The sequence below is a fragment of the Marinobacter sp. F4218 genome (assembly GCF_019443085.1).
Taxonomy (GTDB): domain Bacteria; phylum Pseudomonadota; class Gammaproteobacteria; order Pseudomonadales; family Oleiphilaceae; genus Marinobacter; species Marinobacter albus.
Map to the genome: position 1 here is coordinate 2,144,593 of NZ_JAHZIL010000003.1, position 23,441 is coordinate 2,168,033.

Sequence of the window (23,441 nt, forward strand, 5' to 3'; positions counted from 1 at the left end):
GTGGTTTTCTCCGGTTGTGTAGTAGATTTACGCCCTAACAGGATGGGTTCCATTCACCTTAGCTGGCCACGAAGTAATGTCCAAACGACTCTTTCCCCTGCTGATTCTTGCTGTTGGCGTCCTCGGTTTCCTGGTCCTCAAGATGACCCGGCCGGAGCCGGCGGAAGTGAGTGCCACCGAGCGCAGCTGGCGTGTTAATGTTCAGACCATCGAGCCGGGGACCCACACACCGCTGCTGCCACTATACGGTCAGGTGGTAGCACCTGAACAGCTCACTGTCACGGCCACTCTGGCCGGCCGCATCGGCACACGCCCGGTGTCCGAAGGGGAGCGGGTAAAGGCTGGAGACCTGCTGGTGGCTCTGGACGACGCGGACATCGGCCCGGTGGTGAGCCAGGCCGAGGCCCAGGTGGCAGACCTGCAGGCCCAACTGCAGGCCGAGGCGGTGCGCTATCGCAACGATCAGTCGGCCATTCGCAGCGAGCTGGCCATCCGGGACAACGCCCGGCGACAGCTGGAGCGCACCGAGTCACTGGTCAAACGTAATCTGGCTTCCCAGGAAAATCTGGAAGCGGTCACCGATGCCCTGGCCCGGGCTGAACTGACCGTCAAAACCCGTCAACGTGCCATTGAGGAACACCCCGCCCGGTTGCAGAGCCTTGAGGCAAAACTGGCTCAGGCTGAGGCCAATCTGGCCATCATCCGGCGGGATGCGGAGCGGTCGCGGCTGGCAGCGCCCTTTGACGGCGTTGTCACGGACGTACAGGTTGCACCCGGGGATCAGGTCGCCCGTAATGCCCCGCTGCTGTCGTTGTACCCGGATCGTGGGCTGGAATTGAGGGCCCAGGTACCCGCCGTGTTTCGCGCGGAGTTGCTGGAGGCCCTGGATCGGAGCGAAACCCTGATCGCGTCCAGCGAAGACGGCGCCCACCGATTTCAATTGTCCCGGTTTGCCGGCACGGCTGACCCGGCCGGGACCGAAGCCATTCTCTCGCTGCTGGGCCCCGGTGCCGGTCTGCGGCCGGGTGAATTGCTGCCGGTCCGGCTGGAGCGGCCCGAACGCGACCAGACGGTTGCCATTCCCTTCAGCGCTCTTTATGGGGCCGATGCCGTCTATCTGATGAACCGCGATAACCGGATGGAACGCGCGGTGGTTCAGCGCATCGGTGAGGCCCGGGCCGAGAATGGCGAACGCTGGCTGCTCGTTGCCGGTGATGCTCTGGAGCCGGGCGCGCGCCTGATCACCACGCACCTTCCCAACGCGGTGACGGGTCTGAAAGTGGAGCTGGCGGAGAGTCGGGAGGAGTCCTCGCCATGAGGCGCAGGAAGGGCATCATCGGGTTCTTCGTCCATCACCGGGTGGCTGCAAACCTGGTGATGCTGATGATGCTGCTCGGTGGCGCGCTGGCGCTGACCCGGATGAATATCCAGTTTTTCCCCACCTTTGCCCTGGACGTGGTGAGTGTCCGCGTGGTCTGGAGCGGTGCCTCGGCCGAGGACGTGGAGCAGGGAATTACCGACCCGCTCGAACAGCGGTTGCGCAGTATTAATGGTCTGAAAAAGATGACCTCCACCTCAGCCCAGGGCATAGCTTCCATCACCCTGGAATTCCACGAGGGCACCAACCCGATACAGGCCCTGGACGATGTGGGCCAGAAGGTGGACGAATTCACCAACCTGCCGGCCGATGCCGAGGAGCCCCAGGTTACCCGGGTCGAACGCTACGAACCGGTGGCCCGGTTGCTCGTCTACGGTGATGTCGCGCGCAGTGAACTGCGGGCGCTGAGTTACCGGTACGAAGACGAGTTGCTGGAACGCGGCATAGACCGCGTGGCAATCACCGGGCTGCCGGAACAGCAGATCAGCATCGCCGTTCCCGTGGAGCGCCTGGAAACCCTGGGCCTTTCGTTGGAGCAGGTTGCCGATCGGGTGGCCTCCATCTCCCGGGACTTGCCGGCGGGGATGATGGCGCAGCAGGACGCCACCCGGGAGTTGAGGGCGGTGGAACAGCGGCGGTCACCCCAGGCGTTCGAGAGCATTCCGGTGCTCAGTGGCGACCGGGTCCAGTTGCGGCTGGGCGATATCGCCATCATCCGGCAGGAGACGCGGGACAATCAGATTACCCTTACCCGGAACGGCCATCCGGCCGTGGAACTGCTGTTGCAGCGGGCCGAGAACGGCAATTCGCTGGCCGCCGCCGAGGTGTTGGATGAGTGGATCAGGGAAACCCGGCCGACCCTGCCGCCGTCATTGGAACTGGAAGTGTACGACCAGACCTGGCAGCTGCTGAACGATCGCATCTCACTGCTGGTGAAAAACGGTCTTGGCGGCCTGGTGCTGGTGGTGTGCCTGTTGTACCTGTTTCTTCCCGGGCGCGTGGCCCTGTGGGTGGCCATCGGTATTCCCACGGCGTTCCTGGCATCCATGGCGGTGCTCTGGGGCATCGGCGGTTCCATCAACATGATCTCCCTGTTTGCGCTGATCATGGCGCTGGGGGTGATCGTTGACGATGCCATCGTGGTGGGCGAAGACGCCGACGCCCACGCCAGGATGGGCGAGGACCCGATCTATGCCTCCGAAGGCGCGGCCAAACGCATGGTGTGGCCGGTGCTGGCGTCCTCGCTGACCACTGTGGCGGCGTTCATGCCCCTGCTGGTGGTCGGCGGTGTGATCGGGAACATTCTGGGGGACATCCCTACGGTGATGATCTGTGTCCTGGTGGCTTCGCTGCTGGAGTGCTTCATCGTTCTGCCCGCGCATCTGCGTCATGCCTTTGTCGTGCGGCCCGCCAAATCCCGGACCCCCGAGCCAGCCGCTCCGGCCCGAAACCCGGTTGCCCGGCTGCGGGCGGGCTTCGAACGGCGTTTTGACCAGTTCCGGCAAGGCGGCTTTCGCCGCTTTTCCCTGCTCAGCCTGAAGCACCGGGGCATGACGCTGGCCGGGGCGCTGGCGTTGTCGCTATTGACCGTTGGGCTACTGGCCGGCGGTCGCCTTGGCTTCAATTTCTTTCCAACACCCGAACCCTCGATTTTCTACGCCAACGCCAGCTTTGTTGCCGGTACCGACCAGGGCACGGTGGATCGGTTCCTGGCGGACATGCGCAAAGCCCTGAACGACACCGAGTCCGCCCTCGGCGGCGACCTGATCCTGCATGCGGTGACCACACGCGGGGCCACCCTGGGGGCCGAGGGCCGGTCCCGGAACGGCGATGAACTCGGTGCCATGATGATTGAGCTGGTGCCCTCCGGCCAGCGGTCGGTCCGGAACCCCGAATTTATCAACGAATGGCGCAGTCGCCTGCGTCTGCCGGCCGGCCTCGATAACCTGAGCATCTCGGAGCGGCAGGCGGGGCCCCCGGGCCGGGACGTTAACGTGCGTCTGACCGGTGACGATGCCGAGAGTCTGAAAGCGGCAGCCGAGGAACTGTCCCAGGCGCTGGCCACCCTGCCCGGTGTGCTCGATGTCGAAGATGACATGCCCTGGGGCCGGGAACAGCTGATCTATCAGGTCAGCGCCTATGGCGAGGCGCTCGGGCTGACGACCGCCGAACTCGGCCGGCAGCTGCGAGCAGCCTTTGACGGCCGCATCGCCCAGATCTATCAGGACGGCCGGGATGAAGTCGAGGTTCGGGTGCAACTGCCCCGGTACCAGCGGGAGCACCTGTCCACCCTGTCGCGGATGACGGTGCGGGTATCGGATGGCCGTTTCGTGCCCCTGTCCCAGGTTATGAACCTCGATCACCGGCAGGGCTTTCAGGCGCTCCGGCACGCCGATGGCAAGCTGTCGGTGGAGGTTACCTCGGGGCTCAACACCCGGGTCAGTACCACCGACCAGATTCTGGACAGCCTTCAGGCCGAAGCCCTTCCGGACATCGCCAGCCGCTTCAATGTCCGGTACAGCTTTGAAGGCCGGGCCGCGGATCAGCGGGAAACCCTGGCCGACATGAGGACCGGGCTGACGATTGGTCTCGGCCTGATGTACGTGGTGCTGGCCTGGGTGTTTGCGTCCTGGAGCCTGCCGTTGATCGTGATGGCCATCATTCCCTTCGCCCTCGTGGGCGCCTTGCTGGGCCACTGGCTGATGGGGCTCCAGCTCACCATCCTGTCCCTGTTCGGGTTGTTCGGTCTGTCCGGAATTGTGGTCAATAACGCGATTATCCTCGTAGCCTTCTACAATCAGCAGCGGCAGAAAGGGCTTGGCATCACCGACGCATTGAACGAGGCGGCGGTGCAGCGGGTCCGGGCTGTGTTGCTTACTTCGCTGACCACCATTGGCGGGCTGTTGCCGCTGCTGTTTGAAACCTCGTTGCAGGCCCAGTTCCTGATTCCCATGGCGACCTCGATCGCCTTTGGGCTGGGGCTGTCGACGTTGCTGGTTCTGTTGGTCATTCCGGCATTGCTGTCGTGGATGGAGCAGTTCCGGGAATGGCGGGCGCAGCGGCATGGCGAGACGGCAACGCCTCTGGGGGCAGAAGACTGAGGGCGGAATGATGCATGCAGGATGAACTGCTACGAGTTCGTGGACTGGCCAAGCATTTTGACAGTGGGACCGAACGGGTGCCGGTACTCTCGGACATCGACCTGACTCTGGGCGGTGGTGGGTCCCTGGCCCTGATGGGTCGCTCGGGCTCCGGCAAGAGTACCTTGCTGAACCTGCTGTGCGGACTGGAGCAACCGGACGCCGGCGTGATCTCGGTGTGTGGCGAACTCTTTAATGGCCGGCAGCCCCGGAACGGGCGCGGGGACAGCCGGCGATGGGCGGACCTGCGTTGCCGGCACATTGGCGTGGTGTTTCAGGAAGCCAACCTGATGCCTGCCATGTCGCTGCTGGATAATGTGCGCCTCAGGGCTGGCCTGGCGGGTCAGGACCCCGATGACTGTTCGGCCTGGCTGGAGCGTCTGGAGATTGGCGAGCTCGCCGGGCGGTATCCGGACCAGGTTTCCGGTGGCCAGCGCCAGCGGGCAGCCCTCGCCATGGTGTTTGCCATGCAGCCCGCCCTGGTGCTGGCCGACGAACCCACCGGCAGCCTCGACCGGCACACCGCGGACGACGTCGCCGATGAGTTGTTCCGGCTTCAGGCAAAAACCGGCTGCGCCCTGATTCTGGCGACTCACGATGCCGAGCTGGCTGCCCGTTGTGAACAGCGCCTGGACCTTGCCCATACGGCTCCGGCCTAGTCCCATGAAGTTGTTCGCTGCGCTGCTGAGCCACTATCGCCGACACCCGCTCCAGTTACTGGCGCTGGCCGCCATGATGGTGGTGGCCAGCGCCTTGTGGACCGGTGTTAGCCACCTGACCAGTCAGGCCCGCGCCAGTCTGGGCCAGAGCGAACGGGCGGTGGCGGAACGTGCCCAGGTGGAACGCGTGGACGGCATGCCGGTGACGGTGGCGGATTTTGTCGCCCTGCGTCGGGCCGGGCACTGTGTCATGCCCTGGCTGGAGGTGGAACGTCCGGCCTCAACAGGCCGGGTGGTGGGTATCGATCCCCTGGCGGCCGCGTGCTTCGGACAGCCTGCAGAGTCCTACCGGGGCTGGGACCAGCCGCTGAATGGCGAATCCTTCCTTGATATCCGGGAGGCGAAGAATCTTGCGGCCGCCGGAGATGGCGCCCGGGCGACCTTGTCGCTGTTGCTCTCGGGGCCGCCGGGTCAACCGGCATTGCCGGAGGCCTATCGCCGGGCGCCCTTTTCCCTGGGCCCCGATACCGGGGAGCTGGGCGAAAGCTTTTTGTTGAACCTGGACGCCCTCGGGGTTCTGGTATTGCTGATTACCGCCCTGTTGCTGCGCAGCGTGCATCAGCTGGGTCTGGCCCAGCGCCGGGACAGTTTTGCCCTGTTACACCGGTTTGGCGTGCCCGAACCGGCTGTTAGGCGGGCTCTGGTCATCGAGATTGTCCTGCTGGCGGCGGTGTGTGTGGTGCCGGGAGTGGCACTGGGCAGGCTGCTGGCCGGTGGCTTGGGCAGCGGGTTTGGTCAGGCGCTGGAGAGCCTGTTTGATGTTCCGCTTTTCGCCGGTCAGGGAAGCAGCTGGCTGACGCCGGTGCTGACCATGATGGCAGTGGTGCTGGCTGTATGCCTGGCCGATCAATTGCATTTCTCGGGGCGTCAGGTCATCAGGAGGCTTGCCGGCCAGGGTTACCGGGTAACCTTGCTCACCCTGGTGGCTGGGCTGGCGCTTGCGTTTGTCTCCTCGTCCCTGGCGTTGACCTTTGTGGCCATCGCGCTGGTGTTTGCCGGTGCCGGTGTACTGGCCCCCGGCCTCATAAGCGAATTGGCCCGACGGTGTGGCCGGGCGAGTGCGGCCCCGCTCACCCGCTGGCAGTGTGCAGAAATTGGCGTGCTTGCCCGCCGGCTGGCATTGCCACTGGTCGCCTTGCAGTTTGCACTGGCCATGGTGCTGGCGGTCCAGGCCCTGGTGACGGTGTTTGAGGCCACCTTTGATGATTGGCTTTCCCAGCGTCTGGCGGCGGACTATTTCATCGAGGTGCCTGCCGGCGCTGACAGCCTGGCCGCCGCTGACTGGCTGGAAACCCAATCGCCACTCGCCGGGAGCGGGCGGTGGCACCGGGTGGTCCGGGGCCGTGCCATCCTGCCGGCCGTCGACGGGTGGCCCGGGCAGACCGTGGATCTGTTTGCTCTCGGGCCCGTCAGCAACATGCTCGGGACCTGGCGTCTGCAGGCGGCAATAGATGCCCCCTGGGAGGCGTTCTCCCGGGGGCAGGGGATTATGGTCAACGAGCAGCTGGCCCGGCGCAGGCAGCTGTCCGTGGGGGATAGCCTGACGTTGGCCCTGGCTGGCGAACGCTGGACAGCACCGGTGCTGGCAGTCTATCCGGATTACGGGCGGCCCGCCGGGGAGGTGCTGATCCACGCCGCGCAACTGCCGGCGGGCTTCCGTCCGGACGGTGAAAGCTTCGCCATCAGTCCCGACACGGCGGATCTGGATGCGGTGACCTCCGGCCTGAAGCGGGTCTGGCAGACCGAGACGTTGTCCCTTCGCGACAACGGGCGGATACGGGCCCTGGCCGACTCCGTCTTCGAGCAGACCTTTCTATTGACCCGCTCCATGACCGTCCTGACCCTGATTCTGGCAGCGATGGCGCTGCTGATCATGGGCTGGGTGTTTTTCACGACCCGGGTCTGGTACTACCGGTTGCTGGCGGTGTGGGGGATGGGCCCGCGTGAGGTGGCCGGACAACTGGTCCGGCTGTCGGTGACCCTGACCATGAGCATCGCGGTGCTGGCGCTGCCGCTGGGCATCTGGCTGACCTGGGCGCTGGTGCATCGGGTCAACCCCCAGGCCTTTGGCTGGTCCCTGCCCATGGCGGTGTACCCGGAGTTCTGGTTCGAACTGGCCGGGCTCAGCCTGATTATCGGGCTCAGTATTGCCGCCCTCATGCGCCGCCAGCTTCGGCAGCCGGCGGCGATGCCGGTGTCCGCCAGTGGCCTGTCCGGGGGTGAACGATGAGATCCCGCCGGATTGTCGCGGCCCTTCTGCTACTGGTTGCGGGCTGTTCCGAGCCACCTGAGCAAGCCGGCTTTGCCGGACTCGCGGAGTCCGGGCAGAGTCCGGCGACGGTGCCGTTTCTGCAGCCGGAGCCGGGTGACCGCCTGACCTTCCCGGAGGATTTTGGCCCCCACCCGCAGCACCGTATTGAATGGTGGTACCTGACCGCGAACCTGGAAACCTCCGGGGGTGAGCCTCTCGGCCTGCAGTGGACCCAGTTCCGCCAGACCCTGGAGCCGAGACCGCCCACGCAGGCACCACCGCCCCCTTCGCGCTGGCCGCTGCAGGCGGCCTGGAAGGCCCATGGCGCGGTCAGTTGGACGGGGCAGCACCGTTTTGCCGAGAAGCTGGCCCGGGGGGACGTTGGCCACGCCGGAGCGACGGCCGAGCCATTCGAGGTCTGGCTGGATGACTGGCAACTGACCAGTGAGGGCGGCAGTGATGCATGGCGCTTGCAGGTGTCGGCTGCGGATTGGTCCTACGACCTGTCATTACGGGTGCAGGGTGAGCCGGTCGCCCATGGTGAGGCCGGTTTCAGCGCCAAGTCTGCCAGTGGCGAGGGGTCCATGTACTTCAGTCTGGTCGATATCGCGATTGAAGGAACGGTAACCGTTGATGGGCAAACCCTGTCGGTCAGGGGCAAGGGCTGGTTTGATCGGGAATGGAGCAGCCAGTTGCTGAAAGCCGGGCAGCAGGGCTGGGACTGGTTTGCCCTGCATCTGGATTCCGGGGACAAGCTCATGGCCTTCCGGTTGCGAGAAGGCGAGGGTGGGTTTGTCTCCGGCACATGGATTCCGGCGGCTGGTGAACCCGTAGCACTGGGCCCTGGCGACCTTATGCTGACGCCGGGAAGCTTGCGGGGCGATATGCCGACCCGGTGGCGGCTGCAAGTGCCGGACTATGGAGTGGATCTGTCGGTGAAGGCTCCGCCGGGTGACTACCGGAACCGCGGGCAGTTCCCCTACTGGGAGAGTCCGGTGAGTGTCACCGGCAGCCACTCCGGCGAAGGCTACATGGAGCTGACCGGGTACGGCGGGGAGTAATCCGTCTTGCTGAGCGCCGGCGGCTCGAGTCCGACAAACAGATCCTGGATGCCCTGGTGCCACTGTTGCCTGAGCGTCTCGAAGTACGCGCAGTGCTCTTCGACCTGCTCGGTCAGGCAGGGCTTGAGGGCGTCCTTCCTGTAGATGGCGATATCGAGAGGCATCCCCACCGACAGGTTGCTCTTCATGGTGGAATCAAAGGAGATCAACGCGCACTGGTAGGCCCGGTCCAGCGGGGTGCGGAAATTGATGACCCGGTCCAGGATGGGTTTGCCATACTTGGATTCGCCGATCTGGAAATAGGGGGTCTCTTCGGTCGCCTCAATGAAGTTGCCTTCCGGGTAGATGTTGAACAGGCGCGGCGCCTCGCCCCTGATCTGACCACCCAGGATCAGTGAGCAGCTGAAATCCACGTGGTTCAGCTTGCCGTCCGGGTTGTCCCGCCGGATCACTTCGCGCATGGTCTGGCCGACGATTTCGGCGGTCTCGAACATGGAGGCCGTGTTCAGCACGTTCGCCGCATCGGTGCCGACGCGGCGCTCCAGAAGGCTGATCACGCTCTGGCTGGTGGCGAGGTTGCCTGCGGACAACAGGACCAGTTCGCGTTCTCCGGGCTGCTCGAACACGTGCATCTTGCGAAAGGTGGAAATCTGGTCAAAGCCGGCATTGGTCCGGGAATCCGATGCGAACACCAGCCCGTCAGCCAGACGCATCGCTACGCAATAGGTCATGAAGCCCTCCTGATAAGGCCCTTCTTCAGCAGCGTAGTCTAATCTCAACATCCGGCGAGGTGTGAGTGCTTTCTTGTCGCATTTTTGAGTTTTTTGTTACTGGCTTCCGGTGGCCTTGGTGACCCAGGCGGTGGTCTGCATGTGCTCGGTTCCACCGCCGCTGCGAACGCCCCGGACCGGTGCCGCATCGAGGTAGTCCAGGCCCACGGCCAGCTTGATGTGGCTTTCGGCCACGTTCAGGGTGTTGACCACGTCGAAGGTGTGCCAGTTGCTGCCGATCCAGGCTTCGGCCCAGGCGTGAGTGGCCACATGATCGTCGTTCGCGGAATGAATGTAACCGCTGACGTACCGGGCCGGGACGCCGATGTGGCGGCAGCACGCCAGGAAAATATGGGTATGATCCTGACAGACACCGGCCCCCAGGTTGAAGGCTTCGCTGGCCGAGTGGGTGACCGTGGTGGCACCCGGCATGAAGGTGATGTGTTCAAGGAGATGTTTCATGAGCCGCACCAGGCTGCGCTTGTTGGCGGAGTACTGGCTGGCGAAATCCTTCAGGGCTTCGTCGGTCTCGGTCAGCGTCGTATGACGCAGGAAGACCTGGGGCGGGAAGGGCGAGTCGTCCCGGGTCAGTGGCTTGCCGGTCAGATCGACCACGCCTTCCGCCCTCAGGACAATTTCCGGGACCGCGTCGTGGAGCGTCATGATGGTCACCGGATTGCCAAACCCGTCCATCATCTGGCTGGTTTCACCCGGTGTGTGCAGGTGCCAGTCGTGGACCCGTTGCTGGGGCGTATTCCTGGGAATCAGCCGGATGTACTGGATGCTGTTCTGGACCGTGGTTTCGTAGGTGTATCGGGTTTCATGCTGAATCGTGAGTCTCATTGTTTCCACCCCATGAAGTCGTTCCGGATCTGCCCGGCAATGCCCTGGATGCGCTCCAGAAAATCCACGAGATACTCATGCAGGCCCCGTTCGGCGATGTACTCCCGGTCGCCGTAGCGAATGTTAGCGTACAGGCTGGAGGCCAGTCGGCGGGAGCGCCGGGCGGTGTCGCTCTCGATCTCCTCCAGCAGGCTGGCGATTTCCTGCAGGCAGCCGCGCAGCGAACGGGGAACATCGGGCTCGAGGATCAACAACTCGGCGACGTTCATCGGGTCCAGGTTGTGCCCGTAGGTGTTCTGGTAGGCTTCGAACGCGGCCAGCGAGTGCAGCACCGCCGTCCATTCGAAAAACGACTGGGTGGGATGTTCTTCCATCGCTTTCATGGCCATCACGTAACGGATGTCCAGGACCCGGGCGGTGGTGTCCGCGCGTTCGAGGAAGGTGCCCAGGCGCAGGAAGTGGAAGGCATCGTTGCGCAGCAGCGTGCCGTAGGCCGCACCCCGGAACATGTGGGAACGTTCCCGGACCCAGTCAAACACCGTGCTGGCATTGGATTCGCTGACGCCCCGCTGGCGCAACTCCTTCATTTCGAACCAGGCCTGGTTGATGCTTTCCCAGACGTCCGCGGACAGGTTGCCGCGGACATGCAGTGCATTGTCGCGGGCACTGCGAATCATGGTGTACACGCTGGCGGGATGGCGATCATCCAGTACCAGGAAATCGATCAGGTTCTGGGGCGTTACTTCGTTGTAGTATTCAAAGAACATCTCCCGTGTGCCCGACACCAGGAGCGGAACGGAGAGCTGTTCGATCCGGTCTTCGGGCACGTCGATCAGGGCCATGGTCAGGCTGACATCAAGCAGTCGGGCCTGGCTTTCGGCCCGTTCCAGATAACGGGCCATCCAGAACAGGCTGGAGGCGGCGCGGCTCAGCATAAGTCATCCTCCAGTACCCAGGTGTCTTTGGTGCCACCGCCCTGGGACGAGTTCACCACCAGTGAGCCCTTCTTGAGGGCAACCCGGGTCAGTCCGCCGGGCACCATCTGGATTTTCTTGCCCGACAACACGAACGGTCGCAGGTCCAGGTGGCGGGGCGCGATGCCCTCATCGACAAAGGTCGGGCAGGTGGACAGGCTCAGGGTAGGCTGGGCGATGTAATCCTGGGGCCGGGCCTTGAGCAGGCTGCGGAAGGTGGCGAGTTCCTGTTTGCTGGCCTTCGGGCCAATCAGCATGCCGTAACCACCGGCCCCTTGGGCTTCTTTGACCACGAGCTCCGGCAGGTGGTCGAGTACGTACTGGAGATCCTTTTTCTTGCGGCACTGCCAGGTGGGAACGTTTTTCAGGATCGGTTCCTCGTCCAGGTAGAAGCGGATCATGTCGGGCACGTAGGGGTAGATGGATTTGTCATCCCCGACGCCGGTGCCCATGGCATTGGTCAGCACCACGTTGCCGGTCCGGTAGGCGGAGTAAAGTCCGGGCACACCCAGCATGGAGTCGGGATTGCCCGCGAGTGGGTCGAGGAAGTCGTCGTCGATGCGGCGGTATATGACGTCGACCTGCTGGGGGCCGACCGTGGTCTTCATGAACACCTTGTTCTGGTGCACGAACAGGTCGGCGCCTTCCACCAGTTCCACGCCCATTTGCCGGGCGAGGAAGGCGTGCTCGAAATAGGCGCTGTTGAATCGGCCGGGAGTCAGGACCACCACGGTCGGGTCCGGTTTGAGAGAGGCTGCACGCAGTGTCTCACCCAGCAGATTGGGGTAGTGCTCAACGGGCGCCACCGGTGAGTGGGCGAAAAGCTCCGGGAACAGACGCATCATCATGCGGCGATTCTCGAGCATGTAGGAAACGCCGCTGGGGCAGCGCAGGTTGTCCTCGAGGACGTAGAAGTCGCCGTCGTTATTACGAATCAGGTCAATCCCGGCGATGTGGCAATACAGATTGCGCGGCAGTTTCAGGGCCTGCATGCCGGGCTGGTATTGCGGGTTGGCAAAAACCTGCTCGGCGCTGATCACGCCGGCTTTGACGATGTCGTAGTCGTGGTAGATATCGAACAGGAAGCGGTTCAGTGCCTGCACCCGCTGGCGCAGACCGCTCTGCAATTTGTGCCAGTCGCTGGCGGAGATCACCCGGGGAATTAGATCGAACGGTATCAGCCGGTCGGCGCCCTGGTCTTCACCGTAGACGTTGAAGGTGATGCCCAGGCGCTGGAACAGCACATCCGCTTCTCGACGCTTTTCAGCAATCAGGGTTTCATCCGAGTTGATCAACCACTGCTCCAGCATTCGGCAGTGCGGTCGTACTTTGTTGTCCCGGTCGAACAGTTCGTCAAACAGGCCTTGGTCCGGTGTCTGAATCAGCATGATTCCGTACATCTCCTAGGGCGGTGCCGGCGCGTATGGCACACGGTAAGGTAATCGGCAGCAAAAGGTGGGCCAGTAGTTGTCGTTTTTGGAAAACTGCCTTGATTTAAAGAAAGGAGAAGACCGGGCGTCTGTCAATTCGGGGGGTATAGAAGGACAACAGGCGGCCAGATGGCCGCCTGTTGTTGGAAGGGGGAGCTTACTCTACGGCCGTCGCACCAATGCGGTGAATGCTGACGTCCGCGCCGTTGAACTCTTCTTCCTCGGTCAGGCGCAGCCCCGAGATGGCGCCGATCACGCCGTATACGATCAGGCCGCCGACAAAGGCGATGGCAACGCCGGCAACGGAGCCGATGATCTGGGACATCAGGCTGACGCCGCCCAGGCCGCCGAGACTCGCCTGGCCGAAGATGCCGCAGGCGATTGCGCCCCAGACACCGCACACGCCGTGCAGGGGCCATACACCCAGAACATCGTCCAGGCGCTCGATCTTGTCCTGGGCCCATTCGAACAGGTAAACGAAGATGGCGCCGGCGACACCGCCAGTGATCAGTGCACCAACAGGATGCATCAGGTCGGAACCTGCACAAACAGCAACCAGTCCGGCCAGTGGTCCGTTGTGGATGAAGCCCGGATCCTTCCGGCCCAGCAGCATGGACACGAGAATGCCGCCGACCATGGCCATCAGGCTGTTGACGGCCACCAGACCGCTGATGCCATCCAGGGTCTGTGCCGACATGACGTTAAAGCCGAACCAGCCCACGGTCAGGATCCAGGCGCCCAGGGCCAGGAAAGGAATGTTGGACGGGGCAAAGGCGACCACCCGGCCATTGCGGTAGCGACCGTTACGGGCGCCAAGCAGAAGCACCGCCGCCAGGGCAATCCAGCCACCGACCGCATGCACTACAACGGAGCCGGCAAAGTCGTGGAAGGATGCACCAAACTGGCTCTCAAGCCAGGCCTGGAAACCGTAGTTGCCGTTCCAGATCAGGCCCTCGAAGAAGGGGTAGATGAACGCGACGATCAGGCCGGATGCAATCAGCATCGGGTAAAACTTCGCCCGCTCGGCAATACCGCCCGACACAATCGCCGGTATGGCTGCCGCGAAGGTCATCAGGAAGAAGAACTTGACCAGCTCGTAGCCGTTGCTGGCGGTCAGCTCGGCAGCACCGGACATGAAGTGGCTGCCGTAGGCAACGTAGTAGCCGATGAAGAAATACATGACGGCGGAGACGCCGAAATCGGTCATGATCTTGACCAGGGCATTGACCTGGTTCTTGTGTCGCACGGTGCCCACTTCGAGGAAGGCAAAGCCGGCGTGCATGGCCAGTACCATGATGGCACCGATGAGAATGAACAGCGTGTTGGCGCTCTCGGTCAGGGTATGTACTGCACTCGTGATGTCCACGGGTTTTTCGCTCCTGATGGTGTGTTTCAGCCTCTGTCGGGCTTTCTGTGCATTGTGGGTGTGCACATAAGCAAGAGGTGTTCCAAAACAATGCAAAATTAGGAGTGGTGGTCAGTTGTAAGTCCTTCGCTGGAGTTCTGGTGCGGGAAATGAAGAGAAATGGCACCAATACGGTGCATAAATGGGAAAGATGCACCGTATTGGTCGGTGCTGGTGGGGTTACCAGGTGATGCTGTCGCCGGTGACCGGGCCAGAAACGGCGAGCCGACTTCCCGGTCTTCTAAAACCAGCACACCTTCCCGTTGGTTTATTTTTCAATCAATTTGATTGTGTAAATCCGGGATCCGATTCCTGCTTTTGGTTTTCCTGTTGTTCTTTCCACGCCGCGTAGCGGTGCAGATCCGATTCGACCAGTTTCAGACACAGGGCGACAACACCGGCGTCGTCGAGGAAACCAAAACCAAAGATCAGGTCGGGAATGACATCAAGCGGGTTGAGCACGTACAGCAGGGCGCCGGCGACTGCGGCGATGGTCTTCCAGGGGACACTGCGGTAGTTGCCGTACCAGTAGTCCCGGATCATCGAGAACATCAGTTTTATGTCGGCACTGAAGCGCTTGAGCCGGCCACTGCCTTTCACCTTTTCCTCGATGGCTCGCTGGCGTTCGAGCACCGTCTCCAGATCGGCCCGATGCACCTTCGCGGATTCGGCGTTCAGTTGTTCCTCGGCGTTCTTCTGACTGAACAGGGCCATAAACGGGTGTCCTATACGCTTGCTGAGTGTCACGTCTGTCAGGTCGTATGATCGCTCAAGCCTGAGTGTATTGCCAACCGCTCAGGTTTCCGGTGCTACCGGTAGCGATCCCGAAGTGGCGCCGGGATCTGGGCCAGTTGTCTGGTCACCAGCGCCGCCATGGCGGCGTGGATGGGGTCGGTGTCGAGTCCCGGTTCCAGGTGCTGGAGGAGGTGGCCGGCGGCCTCGGCGGTTGCCAGGTGATGGTCCCCCGGAGCCTTGCGGATAACGTAACGGGAGGGCGGCGGTGCGGCAAAGTGATACCTCGGCAGCTCGCCGATCCGCCGGTTCAGGTGCAGGATCTTGGCCGCCTTCCGCCAGGTGCCGTCCAGTAGAACCCAGTGATGGATGCCTTGCAGGTCGGCCTCTTCGAGGGCCTGACTGTCTGGCCCCGGGAACAGTACCGCGGTACCGGCCAGGGGGATGTTGTCGCCCAATCCGGCCTGGCGAAATTCTGCCGGGGTCTCACCGACAAAGACCTGGAGCCTTGTCAGGCACTGCTCGAGGATTCTCAGGGTTCCCTTGCTCCGGCCGACTTCCGAGGGGTGCTGCAATACGGTCAACGGGGTCTGGTTTGGCACGGCGCTGCAGTGGTCACAGACGCAGATGTTGGGGTGCAGGTGGCAGCGGCGGCATAGGTGTCTGGGCACGCGTTGGCTTACCACCAGGCCTTGCCCCACATTTCCGGGTTGGCCCAGTTGTCCGGATTGTTCCAGGCTCGCTTATGGTTATAGGTGTCCAGATTGTAGGTATACAGGGTGAGTATGCCGTGGTCGCCCTGCACTTCGGCATGGCGCCGGAAACCCAGGCCAATGAAATCGGTAAACGCCCAGTCCGGGGTATCGCCCACCAGCACTGCAATCTGGTGAGTGCCATAATTTCGCAGTTGGCCCAGAAGAAGAGCACCCTCGTCGTGGGGCAGGTGTTCCAGGGTATCCGAGATCAGGGCCAGGTCCTGCACGGTGTCGAGCGGCAAGGCGGCATTGGGATCGGTGGTGTCGAGGCTGCGGACACGGGCATTACCCTTATGCTGCTGCCAAATGGCGGCCACTTCGTGGGCAATGCTGCCGCAACACAGAAGTGTTTCCGGCTGGGTCGAGTCGATGATGCGCGCGAGTATTTCCCGGGGGCTGCCAGTCGTCGTCATAAAATGGGCCAGTCCGCTGCGTCCACTGTGTGTAATCCCACGGGCTGGTCGGCGTGTCCACCCCAGCGGTCCACAAAGGTGCCGAGGGGGTCGTACTGTTTCGCCTGCTTCTCCAAGTTGAACTGTCTCAGTCCGCGGGGATCAGCCCCTACGCCAGCCAGGTACTGCCAGTTGCCGTAGTTGCTGGCTACATCATAGTCGATCAGCTGCTGCTCGAACCATGCCGCGCCATAGCGCCAGTCCAGTTCCAGCTCGTTGACGAAGCAGCTGGCGACCAGTTGTCGGGCCCGGTTGCTCATGTAGCCGGTCTCCCGAAGCTGATTCATCGCGGCGTTTACCAGCGGGTATTCAGTGTTGCCCTGGCACCAGGCCATGAACCGGTGTCCGTAAAAGGTGGCCGGTCGGCGCTTGCGCTGAACGCCGTCGCGGCGAAACAGGCTGGCGCGGTGTTTCAGGGCGTACCAGTGGAAATACTCTCGCCACAGCAGTTCGAACCAGAGCCAGTAGGTCGATTCGTTCTTCGTGTCACTGCGTTCGTATTCGGCAATGGTCTCTGCGACCTCCCGGACCGACAGCGACCCGTTGGCCAGCCAGGGGGAAAACTTGGATGACGCGTCCCATGTGTCGAGGGCATTGCGGGTTTCCTTGTAATTGTCGATGCCATGCCTGACGAACAGGAACTGCCGAAGTTGCTCCAGTCCGGCCTCTTCGCCACCAATAAACTGGAGCGGATGCTGGGGTTTGGCAATTGGCGGGCATTCGCCCCGGTTGTCGTCGGCAAACCCCGGTGGGGGGGGCAGTGCGGTCAGGGTCCGAATCCGCAAGCGTTCTGTACAGCGCTCCCCGGTTTTTTCCACCTGCTTGCGGAACTGTGAAAAGGTATCGGGGAGCTCGGGCAACGCCATGGGCAGCGAGCCCTCGGTGAACAGGCTCAGGGTTTCAAACTGCTGGAAGAGCGTGTCGGGCAGTTGTTCCTTGAGAGACTGCCACTGGATGGCTTCCTGGGTGCCAGGCTGCCGGGAGCGCACGACCCGGGCAATGCCATGGGCGTGCACCAGCTCCGGGATTACCGTCTCTGGTTTTCCATAGGCGATACGCAGGCGTTGGCCGAGCGGTCGCAGGCCGCGCTCCAGCGCCATCAGGCTCTGCCACAGAAAGCGCCAACGGTGCTCACCCATGGCCCGGCTCTGGAACTGTCCCGGAGAGAACCAGCGGGGATCCACCACAAAGACACACAGGAGCATGTCCGATCGGGAGGCGGCCAGCAGGGCCGCGTTGTCGTGTAACCGGAGATCCCGGGTGAACCAGTAGAGAGTGTTCAAGGTGTCGCGTTCCTTTCCAGTCTGCTAATGCTGAGGTGTACGTGCCGCTCTCTGCAAGAGATTATTGCCGGAGGCAGGACGGGCCCGAGCGATAGTCTGCTTCCAATCCACGCCGTATTGCCTGGGTGCATAGCAGAGACCACCCCCCAGAGGCCTTCTGGCGAATCCGTCTGGCACCTGCTTGAATGTTGAGATTGTGCGTGTCGTTTCCGCTGAATGGTGCTTTTTTGCAGAGGAGTTTTCCCATGATTAAATCCCGCGCTGCGGTGGCCTTCGAGGCCAACAAACCGCTCGAAATTGTCGAAGTCGATGTGGCGCCGCCGCAGAAAGGCGAGGTTCTGGTGCGCATCGTCGCGACCGGTGTCTGCCACACCGATGCCTATACCCTGTCCGGCGCCGATCCCGAAGGCCTGTTTCCGACCATCCTCGGTCACGAGGGTGGCGGCATCGTTGAAGCGGTGGGCGAGGGGGTAACCAGCCTGGAAGTGGGTGACCACGTCATCCCGCTTTACACCGCCGAGTGCGGCAAGTGCAAGTTCTGCACCTCCGGAAAAACCAACCTTTGTGGCGCGGTACGGGCGACCCAGGGCAAGGGTGTTATGCCCGACGGCACTTCCCGGTTTTCGTACAAGGGCCAGCCGCTGTATCACTACATGGGCTGCTCCACCTTCTCCGAGTATACCGTTCTGCCGGAAATCTCCCTGGCCAAAATTCCCAAGGAAGCCCCGCTGGACAAGGTCTGCCTGCTCGGTTGTGGTGTCACCACCGGCATCGGTGCGGTGTTGAATACTGCCAAGGTGGAGGAAGGTGCGACTGTGGCTATCTTCGGTCTCGGAGGCATTGGCCTGGCGGCCATCATCGGCGCCAGGATGGCCAAGGCGGGTCGCATCATCGGTGTCGATATTAATCCGGGCAAGTTTGACATCGCCAAACAGCTGGGCGCCACCGATGTGGTCAACCCCAACGATTACGACAAACCGATCCAGGACGTGATCATCGAGATGACCGATGGCGGTGCCGACTACACCTTCGAGTGTGTGGGTAACGTCAAACTGATGCGGGCCGCACTGGAGGCCTGTCACAAGGGCTGGGGCGAATCCACCATCATCGGCGTGGCCGGTGCCGGCGAGGAAATCAGCACCCGCCCGTTCCAGTTGGTCACCGGTAGGGTCTGGCGCGGTTCCGCCTTCGGCGGTGTGAAAGGCCGTACCGAGCTGCCGTCCTACGTGGAAAAGGCCGAGAAGGGCGAGATCCCGCTGGATGTATTCATCACCCACGAGATGAAGCTGGAAGACATCAACAAGGCGTTCGACCTGATGCACGAGGGCAAGAGCATTCGCTCGGTCATTCACTTCTGAGCCAGGGCCGCTGCAGGCGGGGTGTTCCCCGCCTGCAGCGCGCCTAGCGGTCGGTCAGCTTGAGTTCGATGCGCCGGTTTTTCTGGAGGGCCTCCGGCGAAGTGCCCGATGCCACCGGGAAAAATTCCCCGAAACCGGCGGCCACCATGCGATTCTCCGGTACGCCCTGATCGGCCAGATAACGGACCACCGCCACGGCCCGGGCGGTCGACAGCTCCCAATTGGACGGGAACTGGGGCGTGTTGATGGGAATCAGGTCGGTGTGACCATCAATCCGCAGGATCCAGTCGATGTCTTCCGGAATGGATCCCACCACATCCAGTAGCACCCCGGCGAGTTTGTCGAGCTCGCGCTTGCCATCCTCGCCCAACTGAGCCGAACCCGAGGCAAACAGCAACTCCGAGGGCAGCAGGAAACGGTCACCGACGACACGGATGTTTTCGTTGTCAGCCAGGATGTCCCGCAGCCGTGAGAAGAACTCCGACTGGTACTGTTCAAGCTGGTTGACCCGCTCGGCCAGCAAGGTGTTCAGGCGGCGGCTGACCTCCTCCAGCTCGCCCTCTTTCTCGGCCGTTTCCTGCTCCTGAAGTTTCAGGGCGGCGGTGATCTGTTTCAGTTGCGCCTGCAGCGAAGCGATCTGGTTGGACAGCCGCATGATCATGGCCTGCTGGCTGGCCGACAGTTCATCCTTCTCCGACACCTCGTCATTGAGGTTCGCCAGTCGCTCCGACTGAGCCTCGGCGGTGGCCGTCTGCTGCATCAGCTGGTTGCGGGTGAGTTCCAGCCGTTGCTGCAAGTCGTCGCTGCGCTCCTGACTGGCGCTGATCTGCTGTTCCAGGGCTTCGGACCGGCTTTTTTCCAGACCCAGCAGCTGGGAAATCTCGTTCAGACGCTGGTTCAGACGGGCCAGTTCGGTGTTGCGGTCCGACAGGGTCTGTGACAGGTAGAGCTGGCTGACGACATAGATCAGCAGCATGAAGATCACCAGCATCAGCAGGGCCGACAGGGCATCCACGTAGCCTGGCCACACATTGGTGGCGCTGCGGCCCCGGCGTTTGGATCCGATCATGATTGCAGGTCGTCTTCGCCAGTGATGTCCACCAGAGTGGTGACACCGGTGAGCCATTCCTCGAGGCCGTCATAGAATCGGTTCTGGGCATGGCCGGCCTGGATGTCCAGGAACCCCAGGATCAGGGAACCGCCCAGACCAAGCAGGGACGAGCTGAAGGCGGTGCCCATGCCCTGCAGTGGCGTCAGCAAGCCGGACTGGAGATCCGCAAACACCGTACCGAAATCGCCCTGGCCCATGTCGAGGTTGGCAATGACATCCCCCACCGCGTTAATCGTGCCGAGCAGGCCCCAGAAGGTCCCGAGCAGCCCGAGAAATACCAGCAGGCTTATGAAATAACGGGTGATTTCCCGCTGTTCGTCCATTCGCGAGTGAATGCCGTCGAGCACGGTGCGCAGGGCCAGGGTGGAGAGCTTGAACCGGTCGCGCTTCGACTCCTCGCCGAGCTGTCGTGCCAGGGGCTTGAGCAGGCGAGGCTCCTGCAGGACGGAGAGCCCGGAATGCCCGGTCCGGAACTGGGAGATCCAGCGCAACTCCGGAAACAGTACGAAAACCTGGCGGTAGGTCAGGCCGATCCCGACGATCAGCACCCCGACAATCAACAGGTTGAAGACCCAGTTCGCCATGAACGCGGTCGCCAGTGGTTTGTGGATCAGAGCGCCGACGACCACAACCACGGCCAGAAAAAGCGTCATCCAGAAAAGAGTGTGCTTTGGATTGCTCATGAACATCGCCAGTCTTTGATGGAAGTATCAGGAAAACATAGCACAGCCCGGGCGCAGTGAAATGACGGTATGGTCAGATCGCGCCCGGCGGTTGGTTGTTGATTGATCGATTAAGTTTATATAAAGTGAACGAATTAATAATAAAGAAAACGGGTCTTGCTATGTTTGGACAAACGCTCGCCGGCAACACAGTATTCAATGGCGCCCATCCGGAAGAGGTTTCCGGCTTTGTGAATGACCACATCGGGCATCACCGTCTGGAACTGAAAGGCCAAAGCACGGCGGCGGCCAGCCTCAGTTTCCGCGAATTTGCCGGGTTCGGGCTTTCCCGGATCAGTTACGGCAATCAGGTCCGGGTGAAGAGTCCGGAGCTGGATTCGATCTACCATTTTCAGATCGTTACCCGGGGAGAATGCGTGTGGCATCAGTCCGGAGAGCGGCTTCGGCTTCGCACTGGCGAGGCGATGATGGTCAACCCCTATGAAAAGATTGACCTGGAGTATTCCGCGGATTGCGAAAAGCTGATCATCAAGGTGCCGGAGCCGGTTCTGGAATCGGCCCGGTCTGCACGACCGGTCAGGCATGGGGAAGAGAAGGTCCGATTTGAGCGGACGCCGGTGGATCTGAAGTTGTGTCCCACGTTGGCAAATATCCTGAGTGCGGTCTTCTGCGAGCTGGAGGAGGGCGGGGATGAAGAGGTCGGCCTGGTCTCCTTGCCGTATCGGGAAATCATCCTGAAGAAGCTGTTGAAGGTGTTTCCAAGCAACTGTGCCAGCGACGACGGTCAGCCGGCTTTTTCGCCCGCCGTGTGCCGGATGGTTCGCTACATCGACCAGAACCTTAAGCGCAACATTGATGTCGAGGAATTGTCCGCGATTTCCAACATGAGCGTCCGGTCCATCTACAACGCCTTCTCAAAGGGGTTTGCCACCACCCCGAAATGCTATGTCAAACAGCGGAAACTGCAGCAGCTACGGGAGGACCTGCTGGCGGGCCAGTGCCGTAACGTAACGGAAGTTGCCCTGGATTACGGTTTCAGCCATCTCGGGCGGTTCTCGTCCGATTACCGGAAAATGTTCGGGGAGCTGCCTTCGGAGACCCTGCGCATGGCCGGTTAATTCCCGCCCTGCTCGGTTTTCTGGTGCCCGCAGATCTGCCGGGTGACCTTGCTGGCGCAGTTTCTGACCTGCTCGAACAGTTCCGAACCTTCGCTGATGTCGGTGTCCCGCTCAAGGCCGAGCAGGGTAATGACGGTGACGATGGAGCCGTTGAGGTCGTGAACCGGCATGCTCAGTACGTTGATCTCTGGCAGGTAATCACTGAAAAACGCGCAGTAGCCAGCTTTCCTGATGGCTTCGAGGTGGGCCCCAAGCTGTTCCCGCGGGATGTCCTTGCCCTTGTGCTTCGGCAGCGTCGCCGACTGCTTGTAGAACCGGTCGATGATCTGTCGCCGGCGTTCGTCCGGGAGGCTGGCCAGATAGATCCGGCCGGCGGCGGAATTCAGGGGCGACAGTTCTGCGCCCAGACGCACGTTGACCGAGATCGGCTGACTCGAGTCCAGCCACTTGATGATCAGCGGCCCGGATCCATTCCAGACCGTGACCGATACGGTCTTGTCGGTGTCCTCGTTGAGCTGGTCCACGGCCTCGTAGGACAGCTGGATCGGATTGATCCGGCGCAGTGCTGAAATGCCGAGGGTCAGGCTGGAGTTTCCGAGCGTGTACTGGGTCTGGTTGACCTGATTGATGTAGCCTTCGCGCAACAGACTGACCAGGTATTTGTGGGCCCGGCTGGGTGAGAGATCCAGAGCGCCGGACAGCTCCTTCAGTGTCGGTGGTCGGGGCGCACTGGCAATGTAATTCAGGATGTGCAGACCAATCTCGAGAGATCCTATTCCCTGCCGCTTGGGGCTTTCATCTGTCATGTAGGCGGTCGCTATGAAGTGTTTGATCGTTCCGGACGCGGATCGGACACAGGTGCCGGGAAGACGGTCGGCGCCTGTGTCCGCGTGCGGTAAGGGTACCAATTCTGAGTGCTCAGTTCAGAACGAGTATTTCGCCATTACCTCAACCTGCTGACCTTCGGGGATGAGTGGGCCGAAGGCCAGATTGTACTTGCGCCACTCTACCCCAACTTCCAGCTCCGGAATAATGTTATGGATCAGGTTGACGCGAGGTGACTCGTAGTCGGTGTCCGCCTGATCATCCACCTCAACCATGGTGTACGCCACATTGGCGCGCCACTGGTCGTTGAAGACGAACCGGAAGCCAGCGTTGAACCCGGTCTGGCTGACCGCATCACCATTCTCCACATCGGTGGCCAGGGAACCGCCGACACCGACGCCGGTAAAGGCGCCCAGTCCGTCACCATGGTGGGCGTTCAGGGTCAGGCTGTGGCGCCCCAGTTTGATCTCGGAACCGATGGCGCCGCCGCCGACAAAATCGCCGTTGGCCACTTCCCGGCCGCTGGCGGTCAGGATCAGCCGGTGGCCGCCGTCGAAGTTCAGGTTGTAGTTGATGGCCAGGTCGGGCACGTCCGCGTCGTTGTTGACGGGATCCTGGGCCGTGATCCGGAAGCCGCTGAACTGGTAGCTGGCCAGGGTGGTGCGGAAGTTAAGACCACCCAGCGTACCGCGAGGCCCGCCCAGGAAATCCAGGTAATCGTTGTAGGCGACGGCCCAGAACTGGCCGGTCCAGGTCTGGCCGACGGTGGCATCGTCCACCTTGATAAAGGCGTGGCGCAGTCTGAGGTCGTTGTTCTCGCCCGGATAGAGCCCACCGTAAAAATCGCCCTCCACAAACCCCACGATGGTGTGGCCCTGTTTCTGGGTGACGGTCTTGAGGTTGATGCGGCTCTGGTTGGCGCGACCGAAGAAACGGGATTCACCCTGTTCGGGGTCCTCGTAAATGCCTTCCGCTTTCAGGTAGCCACCGATGCTGACGCTGGTGTCGTTGTAGGTGCCGAGATCAAAGGCGTAGGTTGGCGTTGCGCTGAAGGTTGAGGCAACCGCCAGCGCCATGAGTGATTTCTGATAGTTCATTTGCCTTCTCCTTGTTGTTTGGCAAGTGAACTATCGGTGATTCAGTGAGGCTCAAA

Annotated in this window: 20 protein-coding genes; 7 read left to right on the forward strand and 13 right to left on the reverse strand. The window is 62.0% G+C overall.

What is annotated here, in order from left to right:
* Nucleotides 1-76 precede the first annotated feature (76 nt).
* From K0B93_RS13790 to K0B93_RS13810, 5 genes are read left to right on the forward strand one after another with little or no spacing between them, the layout of a single operon-like run.
* Nucleotides 77-1,318, forward strand: a complete 1,242-nt coding sequence (locus K0B93_RS13790) for an efflux RND transporter periplasmic adaptor subunit (RefSeq protein ID WP_219867749.1) — start codon at nt 77-79, stop codon at nt 1,316-1,318.
* Nucleotides 1,315-4,479, forward strand: a complete 3,165-nt coding sequence (locus K0B93_RS13795) for an efflux RND transporter permease subunit (RefSeq protein ID WP_219867750.1) — start codon at nt 1,315-1,317, stop codon at nt 4,477-4,479. Before K0B93_RS13790 ends, K0B93_RS13795 begins: the two co-directional genes overlap by 4 nt.
* A 14-nt stretch (nt 4,480-4,493) precedes the next feature.
* The gene (locus tag K0B93_RS13800) at nt 4,494-5,177 is read left to right on the forward strand and encodes an ABC transporter ATP-binding protein (protein ID WP_219867751.1); all 684 of its coding nucleotides are present in this window, start codon (nt 4,494-4,496) and stop codon (nt 5,175-5,177) included.
* Between the two features lie 4 nt (nt 5,178-5,181).
* Nucleotides 5,182-7,467 carry an FtsX-like permease family protein gene (locus K0B93_RS13805; protein WP_219867752.1) on the forward strand — a complete coding sequence of 762 codons (2,286 nt, stop codon included), beginning with the start codon at nt 5,182-5,184 and terminating at the stop codon, nt 7,465-7,467.
* Nucleotides 7,464-8,549, forward strand: coding sequence for a lipocalin-like domain-containing protein (locus K0B93_RS13810; protein WP_219867753.1), 1,086 nt, complete (start codon nt 7,464-7,466; stop codon nt 8,547-8,549). Before K0B93_RS13805 ends, K0B93_RS13810 begins: the two co-directional genes overlap by 4 nt.
* On the opposite strand, the gene K0B93_RS13815 is transcribed toward K0B93_RS13810, so the two are convergent.
* The 9 genes from K0B93_RS13815 to K0B93_RS13855 all read right to left on the reverse strand — a co-directional run bounded on the left by K0B93_RS13815 (nt 8,516) and on the right by K0B93_RS13855 (nt 17,193).
* Entirely contained in the window at nt 8,516-9,280 is a 765-nt protein-coding gene (locus tag K0B93_RS13815) for a proteasome-type protease (protein WP_219867754.1), read from the reverse strand. The genes K0B93_RS13810 and K0B93_RS13815 overlap by 34 nt on opposite strands.
* A 96-nt stretch (nt 9,281-9,376) precedes the next feature.
* Nucleotides 9,377-10,162, reverse strand: coding sequence for a transglutaminase family protein (locus tag K0B93_RS13820; RefSeq protein WP_219867755.1), 786 nt, complete (start codon nt 10,160-10,162; stop codon nt 9,377-9,379).
* Complete coding sequence (locus K0B93_RS13825) at nt 10,159-11,097, reverse strand: alpha-E domain-containing protein (protein ID WP_219867756.1); 939 nt, start codon at nt 11,095-11,097, stop codon at nt 10,159-10,161. The genes K0B93_RS13820 and K0B93_RS13825 overlap by 4 nt, the downstream gene beginning before the upstream one ends.
* Nucleotides 11,091-12,524, reverse strand: coding sequence for a circularly permuted type 2 ATP-grasp protein (locus K0B93_RS13830; RefSeq protein ID WP_219867757.1), 1,434 nt, complete (start codon nt 12,522-12,524; stop codon nt 11,091-11,093). The genes K0B93_RS13825 and K0B93_RS13830 overlap by 7 nt, the downstream gene beginning before the upstream one ends.
* A gap of 199 nt (nt 12,525-12,723) precedes the next feature.
* A complete protein-coding gene (locus K0B93_RS13835) occupies nt 12,724-13,932 on the reverse strand; it encodes an ammonium transporter (RefSeq protein WP_219867758.1) in 1,209 nt (402 codons plus the stop codon).
* 318 nt (nt 13,933-14,250) lie between these two features.
* Nucleotides 14,251-14,685: a YkvA family protein gene (locus tag K0B93_RS13840; protein ID WP_219867759.1), complete on the reverse strand. Its 435-nt coding sequence runs from the start codon at nt 14,683-14,685 to the stop codon at nt 14,251-14,253.
* A 95-nt stretch (nt 14,686-14,780) separates the two neighbouring features.
* Nucleotides 14,781-15,404 carry a tRNA-uridine aminocarboxypropyltransferase gene (locus K0B93_RS13845; RefSeq protein WP_324125173.1) on the reverse strand — a complete coding sequence of 208 codons (624 nt, stop codon included), beginning with the start codon at nt 15,402-15,404 and terminating at the stop codon, nt 14,781-14,783.
* Nucleotides 15,383-15,871: a DUF6231 family protein gene (locus tag K0B93_RS13850; RefSeq protein WP_219867761.1), complete on the reverse strand. Its 489-nt coding sequence runs from the start codon at nt 15,869-15,871 to the stop codon at nt 15,383-15,385. Before K0B93_RS13850 ends, K0B93_RS13845 begins: the two co-directional genes overlap by 22 nt.
* On the reverse strand, nt 15,868-17,193 hold the full coding sequence (locus K0B93_RS13855) for a DASH family cryptochrome (protein ID WP_219867762.1): 1,326 nt from the start codon (nt 17,191-17,193) through the stop codon (nt 15,868-15,870). Before K0B93_RS13855 ends, K0B93_RS13850 begins: the two co-directional genes overlap by 4 nt.
* Nucleotides 17,194-17,438: 245 nt before the next feature.
* Here K0B93_RS13855 and K0B93_RS13860 point away from each other — a divergent pair, with 245 nt between their 5' ends.
* The gene (locus K0B93_RS13860) at nt 17,439-18,551 is read left to right on the forward strand and encodes an S-(hydroxymethyl)glutathione dehydrogenase/class III alcohol dehydrogenase (protein WP_219867763.1); all 1,113 of its coding nucleotides are present in this window, start codon (nt 17,439-17,441) and stop codon (nt 18,549-18,551) included.
* A 43-nt stretch (nt 18,552-18,594) separates the two neighbouring features.
* Here the strand turns inward: K0B93_RS13860 and K0B93_RS13865 are convergent, their stop codons facing one another.
* Together K0B93_RS13865 and K0B93_RS13870 are read right to left on the reverse strand one after the other, a co-directional pair.
* Entirely contained in the window at nt 18,595-19,620 is a 1,026-nt protein-coding gene (locus K0B93_RS13865) for a peptidoglycan -binding protein (RefSeq protein ID WP_219867764.1), read from the reverse strand.
* Nucleotides 19,617-20,345 carry a MotA/TolQ/ExbB proton channel family protein gene (locus K0B93_RS13870; protein WP_219867765.1) on the reverse strand — a complete coding sequence of 243 codons (729 nt, stop codon included), beginning with the start codon at nt 20,343-20,345 and terminating at the stop codon, nt 19,617-19,619. Before K0B93_RS13870 ends, K0B93_RS13865 begins: the two co-directional genes overlap by 4 nt.
* Before the next feature lie 161 nt (nt 20,346-20,506).
* On the opposite strand from K0B93_RS13870, the gene K0B93_RS13875 reads away from it, so the two are divergent.
* Complete coding sequence (locus K0B93_RS13875; protein WP_219867766.1) at nt 20,507-21,463, forward strand: AraC family transcriptional regulator; 957 nt, start codon at nt 20,507-20,509, stop codon at nt 21,461-21,463.
* Here the strand turns inward: K0B93_RS13875 and K0B93_RS13880 are convergent.
* Together K0B93_RS13880 and K0B93_RS13885 are read right to left on the reverse strand one after the other, a co-directional pair.
* A complete protein-coding gene (locus K0B93_RS13880) occupies nt 21,460-22,269 on the reverse strand; it encodes an IclR family transcriptional regulator (RefSeq protein ID WP_219867767.1) in 810 nt (269 codons plus the stop codon). The two genes, K0B93_RS13875 and K0B93_RS13880, sit on opposite strands and share 4 nt — an antisense overlap.
* A 117-nt stretch (nt 22,270-22,386) precedes the next feature.
* Nucleotides 22,387-23,385: a porin gene (locus K0B93_RS13885; RefSeq protein WP_219867768.1), complete on the reverse strand. Its 999-nt coding sequence runs from the start codon at nt 23,383-23,385 to the stop codon at nt 22,387-22,389.
* Nucleotides 23,386-23,441 lie beyond the last annotated feature (56 nt).

Excerpts from the sequence above, each read along its gene's own strand:
- K0B93_RS13790 (WP_219867749.1), top strand. The coding sequence starts at position 77 with ATGTCCAAACGACTCTTTCCCCTGCTGATTCTTGCTGTTGGCGTCCTC.
- K0B93_RS13795 (WP_219867750.1), top strand. The coding sequence starts at position 1,315 with ATGAGGCGCAGGAAGGGCATCATCGGGTTCTTCGTCCATCACCGGGTG.
- K0B93_RS13800 (WP_219867751.1), top strand. The coding sequence starts at position 4,494 with ATGCAGGATGAACTGCTACGAGTTCGTGGACTGGCCAAGCATTTTGAC.
- K0B93_RS13805 (WP_219867752.1), top strand. The coding sequence starts at position 5,182 with ATGAAGTTGTTCGCTGCGCTGCTGAGCCACTATCGCCGACACCCGCTC.
- K0B93_RS13810 (WP_219867753.1), top strand. The coding sequence starts at position 7,464 with ATGAGATCCCGCCGGATTGTCGCGGCCCTTCTGCTACTGGTTGCGGGC.
- K0B93_RS13815 (WP_219867754.1), bottom strand. The coding sequence starts at position 9,280 with ATGACCTATTGCGTAGCGATGCGTCTGGCTGACGGGCTGGTGTTCGCA.
- K0B93_RS13820 (WP_219867755.1), bottom strand. The coding sequence starts at position 10,162 with ATGAGACTCACGATTCAGCATGAAACCCGATACACCTACGAAACCACG.
- K0B93_RS13825 (WP_219867756.1), bottom strand. The coding sequence starts at position 11,097 with ATGCTGAGCCGCGCCGCCTCCAGCCTGTTCTGGATGGCCCGTTATCTG.
- K0B93_RS13830 (WP_219867757.1), bottom strand. The coding sequence starts at position 12,524 with ATGCTGATTCAGACACCGGACCAAGGCCTGTTTGACGAACTGTTCGAC.
- K0B93_RS13840 (WP_219867759.1), bottom strand. The coding sequence starts at position 14,685 with ATGGCCCTGTTCAGTCAGAAGAACGCCGAGGAACAACTGAACGCCGAA.
- K0B93_RS13850 (WP_219867761.1), bottom strand. The coding sequence starts at position 15,871 with ATGACGACGACTGGCAGCCCCCGGGAAATACTCGCGCGCATCATCGAC.
- K0B93_RS13860 (WP_219867763.1), top strand. The coding sequence starts at position 17,439 with ATGATTAAATCCCGCGCTGCGGTGGCCTTCGAGGCCAACAAACCGCTC.
- K0B93_RS13865 (WP_219867764.1), bottom strand. The coding sequence starts at position 19,620 with ATGATCGGATCCAAACGCCGGGGCCGCAGCGCCACCAATGTGTGGCCA.
- K0B93_RS13870 (WP_219867765.1), bottom strand. The coding sequence starts at position 20,345 with ATGAGCAATCCAAAGCACACTCTTTTCTGGATGACGCTTTTTCTGGCC.
- K0B93_RS13875 (WP_219867766.1), top strand. The coding sequence starts at position 20,507 with ATGTTTGGACAAACGCTCGCCGGCAACACAGTATTCAATGGCGCCCAT.
- K0B93_RS13880 (WP_219867767.1), bottom strand. The coding sequence starts at position 22,269 with ATGACAGATGAAAGCCCCAAGCGGCAGGGAATAGGATCTCTCGAGATT.
- K0B93_RS13885 (WP_219867768.1), bottom strand. The coding sequence starts at position 23,385 with ATGAACTATCAGAAATCACTCATGGCGCTGGCGGTTGCCTCAACCTTC.